The organism is Microcoleus anatoxicus (genome assembly GCF_042465725.1).
In the GTDB taxonomy this organism is placed as follows: domain Bacteria; phylum Cyanobacteriota; class Cyanobacteriia; order Cyanobacteriales; family Microcoleaceae; genus Microcoleus; species Microcoleus anatoxicus.
This window is the reverse complement of the sequence record NZ_CP120853.1, coordinates 5,405,432-5,418,950: the sequence shown is the minus strand read 5'-3', so window position 1 is coordinate 5,418,950 and position 13,519 is coordinate 5,405,432. Positions and strand designations below refer to the sequence as shown.

General features: G+C 44.6%; 16 protein-coding genes. 10 read left to right on the top strand and 6 right to left on the bottom strand.

All coding sequences use genetic code 11. The features are described 5' to 3' along the window. Positions 1-294 precede the first annotated feature (294 nt). From P2A85_RS23530 to argB, 3 genes are all read right to left on the bottom strand, one after another. Positions 295-693, bottom strand: a complete 399-nt coding sequence (locus P2A85_RS23530; RefSeq protein ID WP_377475777.1) for a hypothetical protein — start codon at positions 691-693, stop codon at positions 295-297. Positions 694-946: 253 nt separating this feature from the next. Beyond that, positions 947-1,135 carry a hypothetical protein gene (locus P2A85_RS23525; protein WP_340523411.1) on the bottom strand — a complete coding sequence of 63 codons (189 nt, stop codon included), beginning with the start codon at positions 1,133-1,135 and terminating at the stop codon, positions 947-949. A 246-nt stretch (positions 1,136-1,381) separates the two neighbouring features. Then, on the bottom strand, positions 1,382-2,281 hold the full coding sequence (gene argB / locus P2A85_RS23520) for an acetylglutamate kinase (RefSeq protein WP_340523413.1): 900 nt from the start codon (positions 2,279-2,281) through the stop codon (positions 1,382-1,384). A 304-nt stretch (positions 2,282-2,585) separates the two neighbouring features. On the opposite strand from argB, the gene P2A85_RS23515 reads away from it, so the two are divergent. Further along, entirely contained in the window at positions 2,586-3,368 is a 783-nt protein-coding gene (locus P2A85_RS23515; RefSeq protein ID WP_377475774.1) for an HAD family hydrolase, read from the top strand. A gap of 78 nt (positions 3,369-3,446) precedes the next feature. Here P2A85_RS23515 and mreD read toward each other — a convergent pair whose 3' ends face one another. The 3 genes from mreD to P2A85_RS23500 form a co-directional block, all read right to left on the bottom strand. Continuing rightward, positions 3,447-4,013: a rod shape-determining protein MreD gene (gene mreD, locus P2A85_RS23510; RefSeq protein WP_377475772.1), complete on the bottom strand. Its 567-nt coding sequence runs from the start codon at positions 4,011-4,013 to the stop codon at positions 3,447-3,449. Continuing rightward, positions 4,010-4,825 (bottom strand): rod shape-determining protein MreC, encoded by an 816-nt coding sequence (gene mreC, locus P2A85_RS23505; protein WP_377475770.1) that lies wholly within the window; start codon positions 4,823-4,825, stop codon positions 4,010-4,012. Before mreC ends, mreD begins: the two co-directional genes overlap by 4 nt. A 92-nt stretch (positions 4,826-4,917) precedes the next feature. Then, positions 4,918-5,952: a rod shape-determining protein gene (locus P2A85_RS23500; protein ID WP_340523419.1), complete on the bottom strand. Its 1,035-nt coding sequence runs from the start codon at positions 5,950-5,952 to the stop codon at positions 4,918-4,920. A 371-nt stretch (positions 5,953-6,323) separates the two neighbouring features. Between P2A85_RS23500 and P2A85_RS23495 the strand changes: the two genes are divergently transcribed. From P2A85_RS23495 to P2A85_RS23455, 9 genes are all read left to right on the top strand, one after another. Next, a complete protein-coding gene (locus tag P2A85_RS23495; RefSeq protein ID WP_340523420.1) occupies positions 6,324-6,686 on the top strand; it encodes a single-stranded DNA-binding protein in 363 nt (120 codons plus the stop codon). Positions 6,687-6,733: 47 nt separating this feature from the next. After that, on the top strand, positions 6,734-7,261 hold the full coding sequence (locus tag P2A85_RS23490; protein ID WP_341730568.1) for a hypothetical protein: 528 nt from the start codon (positions 6,734-6,736) through the stop codon (positions 7,259-7,261). Positions 7,262-7,382: 121 nt separating this feature from the next. Continuing rightward, on the top strand, positions 7,383-7,988 hold the full coding sequence (locus tag P2A85_RS23485; protein WP_377475767.1) for a hypothetical protein: 606 nt from the start codon (positions 7,383-7,385) through the stop codon (positions 7,986-7,988). 29 nt (positions 7,989-8,017) lie between these two features. Beyond that, on the top strand, positions 8,018-8,416 hold the full coding sequence (locus tag P2A85_RS23480; RefSeq protein ID WP_377475765.1) for a hypothetical protein: 399 nt from the start codon (positions 8,018-8,020) through the stop codon (positions 8,414-8,416). Beyond that, entirely contained in the window at positions 8,373-9,851 is a 1,479-nt protein-coding gene (locus tag P2A85_RS23475) for a tetratricopeptide repeat protein (RefSeq protein ID WP_377475764.1), read from the top strand. The genes P2A85_RS23480 and P2A85_RS23475 overlap by 44 nt, the downstream gene beginning before the upstream one ends. A gap of 217 nt (positions 9,852-10,068) precedes the next feature. Beyond that, positions 10,069-10,416, top strand: a complete 348-nt coding sequence (locus P2A85_RS23470) for a nucleotidyltransferase family protein (protein ID WP_371115968.1) — start codon at positions 10,069-10,071, stop codon at positions 10,414-10,416. After that, positions 10,394-10,750 (top strand): DUF86 domain-containing protein, encoded by a 357-nt coding sequence (locus tag P2A85_RS23465; protein WP_371120079.1) that lies wholly within the window; start codon positions 10,394-10,396, stop codon positions 10,748-10,750. Before P2A85_RS23470 ends, P2A85_RS23465 begins: the two co-directional genes overlap by 23 nt. 365 nt (positions 10,751-11,115) lie before the next feature. Then, a complete protein-coding gene (locus P2A85_RS23460) occupies positions 11,116-12,420 on the top strand; it encodes a TldD/PmbA family protein (RefSeq protein WP_377475763.1) in 1,305 nt (434 codons plus the stop codon). A 209-nt stretch (positions 12,421-12,629) separates the two neighbouring features. Further along, complete coding sequence (locus P2A85_RS23455) at positions 12,630-13,451, top strand: DUF3153 domain-containing protein (protein WP_377475762.1); 822 nt, start codon at positions 12,630-12,632, stop codon at positions 13,449-13,451. Positions 13,452-13,519: the final 68 nt, after the last annotated feature.

The following is a 13,519-nucleotide window of genomic DNA, read 5'->3' as shown; positions in this document are numbered from 1 at the left end:
ACGCTTGGTCTCGGATGATTCACTTTTACCCCCTCAATCCGCGTATGTGCCAGTTGGGGGTGCGGAATGTGGGTTGCAAGTGCCGGGTTAACCGCGCATATCAAATCTTCCTTAGTTACTCACGATGCTCACTCAGTGCCGGAATAGTAATCCCATCTTTTGTCTTAAACGGTTCGTTGACGTTCTGAATTGCGAATACTTCATGTACTCGGAAACCATACACCACCTGCATTGAGAATACCCACAGCCATCGTTTGCGTGATTCTAAGTTGTATCGTTTATCATCGGAGATAGCTAAAACTTCTTCGTGAAATTTAACAAATTCATCCACTGATATAGACTGAAGGTCTTCTCTGAGATGACGTTCTTTTCTAGAATCACATCATCATACCAAGCCAAGAACTGAGACTCGGTTTTTAGTGATTCTAAAGCGCTAGCGACTAGGTGGGCCCTCCTCAAAGCATCAGTAATCCCCTGCATTGTCAGGTAACACCCACAGGCTTTATTGACTCGCTTGACGCCTAACTTGAATTGAAGTGTTATGTAACCACCGCTAGCTTTCCTGTCTCTTTTTAGCCCTACGCCCTTGGGGCATTCTTTTTGTGCTTGTTTGAAGTAGTCCAGAATCCGCTCGTAACCAACAAGGTAGTCTCCAGTGGTACTTGTCGTGACTGGATTAGACTTTTCGCTCATCTTTCGCTCCCTACTATAAGAATGCCGAGTTTGCTTGCTGTAGACAGCGTACAGCAAGTCGCTCGGTATTCGCTCAAATCCAAAACAGGACTTTCAGAGTAGGCACAAGAAATGGCTAGAACAACGTAAAAGCGTCGATTGAGAACTCAGCGCTAATTCAAATCCCACCCTCTCCGTATCCCTTACACAACAACAATTTTAAGGGTTCCTAGCTTAATTTAACTTGTCTTTGGGGTCGATCGCCCTCTATCTCCTATCTTGGCTGTTGCGACGCCCGCCAGCCGAGGATAGCAGCTACGATTAGGCTGGGCGAAAGAATGGCGATGAGGGCGTTGAAGTCCGTGGAGGCTATGGATAAACTAGGCCCTGCGTACTTAATGGCTAGGGAAAGAGCGGCGGAGAGACTGAAGACTTTGAGGATGGGGCTGATGTTTGTATTCATAGACGTGGTGATTAATTCTATAATTAGACATTGAGAGTATCAGAAAATTCGGTAAATATGGACGCGATTTCATCTGTATGAATAGTTGCAAATATTTTCACCGTTGTTTCAGGGAATCGCTAGTATTTTCCGAAAGTACGCGCGTGGGTAGTTATCCCGTAGGGAATCGCTCTTTTTCCCGAAACAAAAATGGCGATCGCGCTTACTTTCCACAAACGCGATCGCGCGTCAATACATTAATACATTTTACTTCGTCCCACTATACTCCGAAGCAACAATCATCGATCCAATACCCGAATCGCTGAAAATTTCTTGCAGCAAAGCGTGTTCTAGACGGCCATCAATAATATGAGCAGCCTTCACACCCTGAGCTAAACTCCGCACACAACAAGTAACCTTGGGAATCATCCCCCCAGAAACAACCCCAGACTCAATTAACTGTCGAGCCTCTTGAATATCTAACTTCACAATCAGACTTTCTGGTTTGTGATAATCCTCCAAAATGCCAGCAGTATCTGTCATCAAAATCAACTTTTCAGCACCCAAACCAGCCGCAATTTCTCCAGCTACGGTATCGGCATTAATATTATAAGATTGACCATTTTCATCCGCAGCCACACTCGACACCACCGGAATATATCCGCTGTTCACCAAAGACTCCAAAATCTGGATTTTGACGCCACTGACTTCACCCACAAAGCCAATCCCCTCCCGGCCATCAGGACGAGCTTGAATCAAATTACCATCCTTGCCGCACAAACCCACCGCCTTACCGCCAGCTTGGTTAATTAGCGAAACAATTTCCTTATTTACCTTTCCCACCAAAACCATCTCGACAACTTCCATAGTCGCCGCATCTGTCACCCTCAAACCATTCTTAAATTGGGGCTCAATTCCTAATTTTTCCAGCCAAGTATTAATTTCTGGGCCGCCACCGTGAACCACAACCGGACGCATCCCCACACAGGATAGCAATACAATATCGCGAACTACTTGATCTTTGAGATTGCTATCTTTCATGGCAGCGCCGCCATATTTTACCACAATCGTGCGCCCTGCAAAATGTTGAATGTAGGGGAGTGCTTCCGAAAGCACTTCTACTCGATTAGTTTCTGAATTTCTCACAAAATCGCTTTGTTTGAGCATGGGATAATTACAAATGACAAAAAACTTAAGTCTAAAGTTTAATGGTTAAAGCGGATATCAACAACCACAAAAAGCGCTTTTTGTATGGAACTTATTAAATTTATGGAATTTATGGATGAACAGACCGATCGCCCATCAGCCACAGCAGCGAACTCAGCCTGATTAGCCATGCTATCACAGCAATTATGTATCTAAAAATTAATAGGTTTTTTTAATGATGTAACTAAAATTTTTGTATTATAACTTATGACTTTCTTGGTAAAGTAAAGAAATGTATGGCTACTCTTGATTTACTTAAGGTTTTATGTTAATTGCACCCGCTGCGGAATCGGAAAACGCTCACTACAAGGTACATTCAGAGGCTGAATCGTCAGCCCAAATGACGGTATTTTGCGATTTAGACGGACCGATCGTCGATGTATCCGATCGCTACTACACCACATATAAACAGGGATTAGCAGACACTCAGGAGGTGTATCTGAGCCGAGGAATCAACCTCAGTCTGGAAATACTCAGCAAGCAGCAGTTTTGGCAAATGAAGCAAAATCGGGTGCCGGATACTGAAATTGCCAAAAGTTCGGGTTTGGGTGGAGAAGAAATTCCAGTTTTTCTCGCTTGCGTGAGTCGGATTGTCAATCAGCCGGACTTGTTGCACTTAGATCGTATCCAGCCAGGAGTGCAATGGGCGATCGCCCTGCTTCATTCTCGTGGTGTCAGACTGGTGTTGGTGACTTTGCGGCCAAAAAATCAAGCCGTTCAAATTTTACAGAACTACGGTTTAGCCAGACTGTTTACCAGTATTTGCGGAACTCAGATGGCCGATGCAGCTTACCACAATTATACCGCCTTAAAAACCGAATTATTGGCTGAAGTTGCCGAAGAATATCAGTCATCTCTAGGTAGTGCTTGGATGATCGGAGATACCGAAGCAGATATCCTCGCAGGACAAGCATTAGGAATACCGACAATTGCCGTTACCTGTGGCATTCGCAGTCGTCATCAACTACAACAATACCAGCCCAGTTTTATCCTCAGCGACTTGATTATTGCCGTTCATCACTTATTAGGTTTCAAAAGGTTTCTTTAATCAAAACTTATACTAAACCCCGATTTATTAAATAAATCGGGGTTTTGGAGATTTTATTTTTTTTTAGGTGTTTCTCACTTAAGATTTTTCTAAATTCCTGGTCATTTCCCACAAACGATTGAGGGGAAAATAAAGCACGGGAGCCCAGAGACTGCTGAGAATAGCAGAACACAAAGCAATTCGTTGATGATCCATCCAAATGTCCATTAAAGCCCGATCGCCCATGGCAAAAAATTGAATCCCCATCACCGTTTCCGCCAACAATGCCATCCCAAACACAATTAAGGCGATCGGAATCGGATCTCTCTCCACAATATCCGCCGGAATCGACCAAGTTTTCAGCAAAACTACCGTGAGTACCGCTACAATCACCAAACTGACAGCATGACTAGGATAAGGAGCAGTCATCCCATCTTGCAACAATCCCAAAACCAGGCCCATACACGCAGATCCCCAAATGGTGCGTTTCCGCTTAATACTCCAAGCTACCACCCACATTAACAGCCAATTTGGACTAATGCCCAACAGTTCCATTCCCGGCATACGGGTGGGCAAAATTAGCAAACACAGAAGCACAGAAGTAAAAGTGACGGTGAAGTGAAGAAATTGACGCGATCGCGAAGACATCCGACGTAAAGACTTCATTTTTTCTCAACTCCCCCTTGCGGTGTAGATGTTGGAGATTCCAAAGCTTTTTGATCGGGTTTCTCTGTTTCCTTAGAATGAGGATAAACCACCGCCCACTCCAGAGAATTTATCGGTGCAGAAAACTCAATCATAGCTTCAGGAGCCGGAGTTTTATTCATATCCACCGACACCACTTTTCCCACCGGCAAACTAGCAGGAAACAACTGACTAAAAGCAGAAGTTGAAACCACATCCCCAGGTTTAACATTAGGAACATTATCAAAAAATTCCATCACAGCTTTATTTTTTCCCTTACCCCGCAGAAAACCCATATGTCGAGTCCGAGTAACTGCCACACCTAGTTGACTCGTAGGGTCACTGATTAAAAGTACCAAGCTAGTATTAGGAGTAACGCTCACAACCCGACCGACCAAGCCACCTGGACCCATCACAGTAAAATCAGTTTTAATACCATCATTACTGCCCCTACCCAAAGTGACCTGTTGCCACCAATGGTCGGCACTACGACCAATGATAGGAGCTACAACCCCTTTCTTTTTCTGACCAGAAACATAGTTTAAAAGCTCCTTTAGTTTCTGATTTTGAGTTTCTAATTCTAATACCTGTGTTTGCAATTCCTGAGTGCGCGCCAAGATTAGCTGCTCTTGCCCAGAGCCGTTGGCATGAAAGGGGCGAGTCACAAAATTGTAGACTTCAAACATTGCCGTACCTTGTGTTTGCCGAACTCCCCAAGCAGCAGTTACAGCTAAACCTAAAAGTGCAATTGGCAATCGCAGATCCCACCACCTGCGGAGTGTGTTTTTTAGCATAATTTCAAACTTTAAAATTGTTTTGTCAGGATTTTAGAGTTTAGATGGCAGCCAAATTCCTAAATCCAAAATCCCAAATTTGTTAACTACAATTACCGCGACTGCCCGCTAAAAACCCGTTCCAACATTTTGTTTTCCAATACCCGACCAGTTCCCAAAACCACGCAGCACAGAGGGTCTGCTGCAACGTGAGTCACAATTCCTGTTTCGTGACTGATCAGAGTATCTAAACCTTTCATCAGAGCCCCACCGCCGGCCAGCATAATTCCCCTGTCAATAATATCTGCCGCTAATTCCGGGGGCGTCCGCTCCAAAGTACGCTTCACAGCTTCCACAATTACTGAAAGCGGTTCCGACATACTTTCGCGAATTTCAGGACCTTTAATCGTCACAGTTCGTGGCAAACCAGACAGCAAGTGCAAACCCCGCACTTCCATCACCACTTCGTTATCCTCGGCCGTTGGATATGCTGAACCCACCTGAATTTTAATTTCTTCAGCAGTACGTTCGCCGATGACCAAATTGTGAACTTTTTTGACGTATTGGATAATCGCCTCGTTGAGTTCATCACCGGCAACCCGGACCGACTCGCTGATGACGGTACCTTGCAAACTCAAAACTGCAACTTCCGTCGTACCCCCGCCGATGTCTATAATCATATTGCCCGTCGCCTCGCTTACAGGCAATCCGGCTCCGATCGCTGCTGCAATGGGCTCGTCAATTAAGCGGACCTCGCTAGCACCAGCTTGAGTTGCCGCTTCAATCACCGCCCGCCTCTCGACACCAGTGACACCGCTGGGGATGCCAATAATGATCCGAGGCTGAGATAAAGTTTTACCACGAACCCGACCAATAAAAGTCTTGAGCATGAGTTCCGCCGTATCGAAGTCAGCAATCACTCCATCGCGGAGTGGCCGGACAGCGATCACATTCCCAGGCGTGCGCCCAAGCATTTTTTTCGCCTCTTCGCCCACAGCCAACGGTATTTTCAGGTCTTGATCGATCGCAACTACAGAAGGTTCTTGGAGAACTATACCTTTGCCAGATACATAAACGAGCGTGTTAGCAGTACCGAGGTCGATACCCATATCGTTTCTAGATAAGGAAAATCGATTGAGAAGACCCACTGATTTGTACCCCCCCAAACTAAAATACTATTGTGTGCAATAATGTTGTTACAAAAGTGTAACCGAGGTGGATTCTATTACGTTTTTCATCCACAGTCTAGTCAAAGCTGTACATTGGTTGCACTTAGACTCCCTAGTTCCACTATACGGTTGAGTGAGCGTAGTCGAAGGACATCAACCACTCTGTTACCGCTACCGTCACCATCAATGTGTTCTGGTAAGTGGGTGTAAAATCAGGATGAAGCTGGTATCAGTGCTGTTCCCATTGCAATGCCCTGGGCTGTTTGGATGTAAGTACAGAGATAACGAGTAACAGATATAAGATTTTGACTAAAGTACAGTATGGATAGACCTCATTCCTGAAAAATTTTATGAGCATTAATGTTGTAACTTTGGTCGGCCGCGTCGGTGGCGACCCGGACGTGAAATATTTTGAATCGGGTACAGTTAAGTGCAGTTTAACTCTGGCAGTGAGGCGGCGATCGCGCAACCCAGACGAACAAACAGACTGGTTCAATCTGGAAATCTGGGGCAAAACAGCCCAGATTGCTGCTGATTATGTTCGCAAAGGCTCTTTAATTGGAGTTACAGGCTCTTTAAAGTTCGATCGCTGGCAGGATCGTAATAGCGGAGCAAATCGCTCCAAACCAGTAATTAGGGTAGACCAGTTAGACCTGCTCGGTTCCAAACGGGACAACGAGTCCAGTATGTCGCAAAACAACAGCGAGTTCTAGTATTTGGCGGATGTGGGTAGTAAAATTTGGGGATTGGGTGGAATCAGGTGACTTCAGAAAAGCTAGAAATTGTTCAGAATGAATACCAAACTGGCAAAGTCGCCTTTGAGAGTGGTCGATATGCTCAAGCTGTCAAAAGTTTAGAAACAGCCAGAGGTTTAGTCGATCGGGGTTCCCGTCTAGGTGGCGAAGTGCAAATGTGGCTAGTGACAGCCTACGAAGCCTCTGGTAACACAGAAGAGGCGATCGGCCTTTGCCGCCAACTCACCCGCCATCCGCGCCCAGAAACCCGCCAGCAAGCCAAACGGCTGCTATTTATTCTCGAAGCACCAAAACTCACCATCCCTCCCGAATGGATGGTAAAAATTCCCGATCTCGCCGCACTAGAAGAAAATCAATCTTCAAATTTTCAAGTAGGGCCTGGGGTATCCTTCGTCAAGCCTGCGACTCCCAAACGAAATGTCATAGAAGAACCTGTAGATTTAAGTCAGGTGAATACGCAGGATAATCGATTTATTTGGGTGGCATTAATCGCCATATTTTTAATTTTAGGCGGCTTGCTTATTAGTTATTAAGCAGTTGACTTATTGTGGCACAGGCATCTTGCCTGTTCAAAACAGGCTTTTATGGAGATGACTAATTATTGTGGAACAGGCATCTTGCCTGTTCAAAACAGGCTTTCATGGAGACAACCCAATGGCTTTTAGCAATTACAAAAGTATCAGCGCTGTTGCCAAGGAATTCCAGATTAATTACCTGCGAGATAACTTCATTGTCGAAACAGAATTTGCAGTCAGCGACATTTTTCGGAATGAGTTAGAACTGATTTTCAATGAAGGAGTATTTGACAACTCAGAAATCGCCATTTGTGAAAATATCATTTATCCTGTATTAAAAGAAGTTTGGAAAAATTATCGCAGTAATTTTCTCCTCTGGAGTCACCAAACCTTAATCTACAATGAAAATTTGTCAGGGATTCCAGATTATATATTGGCGAAGCGCTCCACCCTTGGTACTGTAGTTTTTGATAAGCCATATTTCATCTTAGTTGAAGCTAAGAAAGAGAGCGCCTTTGATGAAGGATGGGGGCAGTGTTTGGCAGCAACGATCGCCGTACAGCGACTGAACAATGAACCAGAACAAACTATCTTTGGGATTGTTTCTAATGGGGCAATGTGGCAGTTTGGCAAGCTCAAGTTAGAAATGTTTACTCAAAATAAAGTTTTCTATACAATTCAGGATTTAGAGCGATTGTTTGGAGCAGTTAACTATGTGTTTAAACAGTGTGAATTACAATTATAGACGATAGTGCGAGATATGAGTTATAATGGGTGTTAAAAAGCTCCATATTTGACGATCGACAACAGTTGCTAGATTTGGCAAAAGCCAGTGGCGGTCATGTGCGACAATTGATGCAGATAACTCGATCGGCTTGTCGCACGGCCATTACTCGCAAACACAGTAAAGTTTTGGCTGAAGATGTCACTTACGCTTTAAATCAACAGCAATTTGATTTTGAAAGGTCTACTCCTACACCAGAATATTATACAATACTAGCGCGAGTTTGCATCGACAAAGATATTGCTAAAGAAGAAATCGGACAAAATTTATTATTCAATCTTTCCGTTTTGGAATACAACGGAAGTAGTCGGTGGAATTATGTCAACCCACTCGTAAAACAAAGCTATGCTTTCCAACAAGCCCTTAGATCAATTCAAGGAAATCCCTGAAATATACCGACAAAGGATTGTTGAACTCAATCAAGAGTCTTTCGATCAATTGCTGACGTTTGTCGATATTGTTCCCGACGATTCCTTTGATTTGGGATTTATCCAAAGTAATTTTGCTAGGGATAGAGATGCGATTATTCAGGCTTTAATTAACCATCCCGATTGTCAAGAGATGCAGTTTGAGATTTGGGATTTTCCCGATCCTGATATGCGCTTTTTGCTGGATGAAATTCTGAAGGTTTTCCCAACAGTCAAGGTTCAACCAGACAAAAAGTTGATTCTGATTGTGCGGGGAGTGGAAAATGCGATCGGGATGACGGGGGAATATCCGCCGATGTTGGTGGATTTCAATTGGGTGCGAGATGCTTATCCGGTTATGGTGCCGCATCTAATGCTGTTTTGTTTGCCGGATTATGCGATTACGCGAGTTGCTAATTATGCGCCGGATTTTTGGGCCTGGAATTCGGGAACTTTTGTGTTCAAAACTCATGTAAATACTAGAGATGATGCGATGTCTCAAACTCTGGATGCTAGCAAAGAGATTAGCAATTGCGAGGTTCCAGAAAAGCAGGAACGAATTGATTTATTAAAACGGTTATTGATGGAATATACTCCCTCAAGTGGGCGCGAGGAAACTGACGAGGATTTGAAAACTCGCATCAGAGTTTTGAATAATTTGGCGATTGCTTATCGCAGTCGGAGTGAATACTCGACAGCAAAATACTATCTAGAACAAGCGTTAGATTTGGCGAAGGATGATGATGAAGATTTCATATCTTTAAAGGCAACCACTTTGCATGAATTAGGATGGATTGAGGATGATTGGGGAAACAAAAAAGAGGCGATCGCATTTTATCAACAATCTCTCCAACTTAAGGAAAAAATTGGCGATGTTCAAGGGAAAGCAGCTACTTTGCACTGTCTAGCAGGAATCTATGCCAATCAAGGAGAAGTAGAACAGGCGATCGCATTTTATCAAGAATCTCTCGAACTTGAGGAAAAAATTGGCGCTGTTCAAGGGAAAGCAGCTACTTTGCACTGTCTAGCAGGAATCTATGCCAATCAAGGAGAAGTAGAACAGGCGATCGCATTTTATCAACAATCTCTCGAACTTAAGGAAAAAATTGGCAATGTTCAAGGGAAAGCAGCTACTTTGCACTGTCTAGCAGGAATCTATGCGAATCAAGGGGATGTAGAAAAGGCGATCGCATTTTATCAACAATCTCTCCAACTTAAGGAAAAAATTGGCGATGTTCAAGGGAAAGCAGCTACTTTTGCAATGCTGGGACAGTTGTTAGCAGATGAGAAGGGAGATTTTGAGTTGGCTTTGAATTATTTACAGCAATCTTTGGAGATTTTACAGCATTTGCGATCGCCCGACGCGGAGACAGTGAAACGCATTATTTCTAGAGTCCAGCAGATGGCTGGGGATTGATGGATGCACTTTGACTAAAGAAACCGGGTTTTTCGCAGTTTTTGGGCGGTGTATCGATGTTATTGGAAAAAACCCGGTTTCTGACCACGCCCAAAATCTAATAAACCGGGTTCTCAGCAGTTTTTTGGTGTGTATTGATGTTGTCTGAAGGTCAGTCAGACCTGCAATGTTACAATTAAAAAAACGTTAGGCTAAAAAATAGGAGGTTGGCTCGCCCATGATTGAGTTGCAATCAGATTTAGAGTATGTGATGACCGATCGCTTAAAAGTCTCTCTAGATGCGATCGCCCAATTTTGCCAGCGCTGGAACATTGTCGAATTTGCCTTGTTTGGCTCAGTGCTCCGGGATGATTTTCGTTCTGATAGTGATGTGGATGTACTGGTGACATATGAGCCATCACATCGCCTCACGTTTTCTCATTTATTGAGTATGGAGGAGGAGATCGAGGATTTATTTCACCGTTCTGTGGATTTGGTAGAAAAAAAATTGTTAAAAAATCCCTATCTACGATCGAACATTTTGAAAACCTATCGAGTGATTTATGCAAACGGGCGATCGAGATAGTGCTTCACTTTGGGATATGGCGCAAGCAATCCGTCGGATTCAAGAGTTTACGGCGGATGCTTCATGCGACACTTATCTTGAAAATGTTTTTATGCAAAGTGCCGTAGAGCGACAGTTGGGGATTTTGGGGGAGGCCGCTCGGAGAGTTTCTATGGAGTTTCAGCAGTTCCATCCCGAAATTGATTGGCGAAATGCGATTAACTTACGAAATATTTTGGTTCATCGTTATGACCAAGTAAGCTCGGAAGTTATTTGGAATATTGTTACGAGTGTTTTGCCTAGTTTACTGGTACAAGTAGAGGCATTATTGCCACCGTTACCTGATGATAGTTGATCGATCGCACAAACACAGAATGCGCGATCGTCTTCTACAGTTGACCATTTAAATCGAAGCGAACGGCTACGCTCAGGGCACCGCAGTTGACAGAGGTCGTGCGAGGTTTTATATAAAATCCTCTCTTCATCGGAATTATTAAACTCTCTCTTCTCTTCCTTCGCGTCCTTTGCGCCTTCGCGGTTAAATCATTCCGATACAACCGGAATTGATATTACCCGGTTTCTGGCCACGGACTTCGACTCAAGAAACCGGGTTTTTCGCAGTTTTTGGGTGGGGTATCGCTATTCTCAGAAAAAACCCGGTTTCTGGCCACACCCAAAATCGCTAAAATAGAACAAAGACCAACCTCAAAGGCGATTATCGTGAGCGATTCCACCATAGAACAAATATTGAAACTGGCATCTGGGCGCGCCGATAGCGCTGAAGTATACTACCTATCCAGCCAAGACACCCCGATCGAATTTGAAAACAATCGCCTCAAATCCCTCCAAACCAAAGCCCTCCGAGGTGTCGCACTCCGACTGATTCACAACGGCAAAATCGGCTTTGCTAGTTCCACCGATTTAACGCGGATAGACGATTTAGTCGATGCAGCCATTCAAACTGCCGAAATCGGCGATGCAGCCGAATTTGAACTAGCCTCCAACTACCACCTAACCACCCCGGAAACCACCTACATTCCGCCCACAACCGCCGAATTAGTCGAAAACGGCAAAAACCTCATCGAGCAAGTTCACGCCTACAATCCCGATATCATCGTCGATGTTGGCTTCCACGTCCGCAGCGGCCGCGTCAAAATTGCCACCACCCAAGATGTCTATGCCGAAAGATGCAGCCAAATAGTCAGTGGCACTATTGCCGGCAACTTGGTGCAAGGAGAAGATTTTATGCAAGCATACAGTTACGATGTAGCGTGCGATCGCCCCCTCGACACCAACAACATCCTGCAAACACTCCTGGAAAAATACCGCCTCGCCGAAAATGCAGCCAGCATCACCAGCGGTTCCTACCCCGTATTATTCACCCCCAACGCCGCCGCTAGCACCCTCGGTGGCCTATTTGACACCATCCTGTCGGGCCAAGCCGTCGTTCAAAAAGCCTCTCCCCTAGCCGACAAAATCGGCGAAACCTTATTTGACGAACGCTTCACCTTTTTAGAAGACCCAACTTTAGGCCCTTCGGCTTGTCCCTTTGACGACGAAGGAACTCCCACAACTCGTAAAGTTTTAATTGACAAAGGTACCGTCACCGGATTTTATTGGGATCGCAGATGGGCCGCTCGTGGAGGTGTAGAATCTACAGGCAACGGTTTTCGTGGGGGACTGTCTCGCCCCGGTCCAGATTTGACCAACTTTTGCATTCTCCCCGGAAATACTCCTACTCAAGAATTGATTGCTAGCATGGACGAAGGCTTGATAGTAGAGCAAGTTCTAGGTGCCGGTCAGTCCAATCAATTAGCCGGCGAATTTTCAGTCAATTTGGCTTTAGGTTATAAAGTAGAAAAAGGCAAAATAGTAGGCCGCGTCAAGAATACAATGGTAGCGGGCAGCATTTTTGAAGCCTTTAAAAATTTGGTAGATTTGAGTAGCGAATCCGAATGGGTAGGTGGCGGGGCTTATTTACCCAGTATGCTGTTTCAACAGTTGGGCGTAGCCTCTAGACAATAAACAGTTAACAGTTCAAAGTTACTCGTTACCAGGCTCTTTACTCGTTACCAGGCTCTGCCTGGTAATGAAGATCCAGAGGCTCTGCCTCGAATTTGCATCAAAGCTTGCGAGGCAGAGCAAGAGTGACATGGGTTCCCAGGCAGAGCCGGGGAACCAGTTAACATGGGTTCCCAGGCAGAGCCTGGAAGTTAAACAGGGAAAAAACAACAATGAAAGAGCAAATGGTCAAGGATGAAACAGGGAAAAGGAAACAACACTTCTTGTTTCTTTTACCTTTTGTATTGTGCCTTTTAACTTTGGTAACAGGCTGCGTTCAGTACGATGTCGGAGTTAACTTTGAAAGCCAAACTCGCGGCGAAATTGTGCAGCACATTAAGCTGGGGGAACGGCTGACGAGCTTCAGCAGCGAGATTGTTGGAGATTGGTTGAATAGTGTAGAACGTAGAGTGCGCTCTTTGGATGGGAAAACTAAACGGCTTTCAGAGCGAGAGGTTTTAGTTAGAATTCCTTTTAATAATGGTGCAGAGTTAGAGGAAAAATTTAACCAATTTTACAATCCCGTACCCCCCAAAAAATCTAGGGTTGCCACTCCCTTAGAAACGGATTTGCCGAAGTTTGAATCTCACCTAAAGGTCAAGCAAAATAATTTGTTGCTGGTGCTGCGAAATCGGTTAAGTTTGGAGTTGGATTTGCGATCGATTTCTCTGCTGTCGGCTAACGGTAATCTGATTGTCAGTCCTGGGGGAATTTTAGAGCTAGACTTTAGCTTGAACACGCCTTGGGGAGCCGAAAGTATTCAAACTAGGCCCGGTGCGATCGCACCGGAAATCTCTGACCAGGGAAAACAGTTGGTTTGGAAGCTGAAACCGGGGGAAATTAATTATTTAGAGGCTGTATTTTGGGTTCCCAGTCCGGTAGGCATTGGTGCAGTGATTATTGCTTTATTCGTTCTTGCTGGTATTGGTTTGAAATATCAACTCTTGCCAGCCATGGGCATCGGTCACAAAACTCAGAAAATCCCCCAAACCTAAAGCAGTTGCTCAGTCACAGCTAAAAAACAGAAGCTCTAGCACCAGGACTCCTGGAAAAAGTCGGAAAT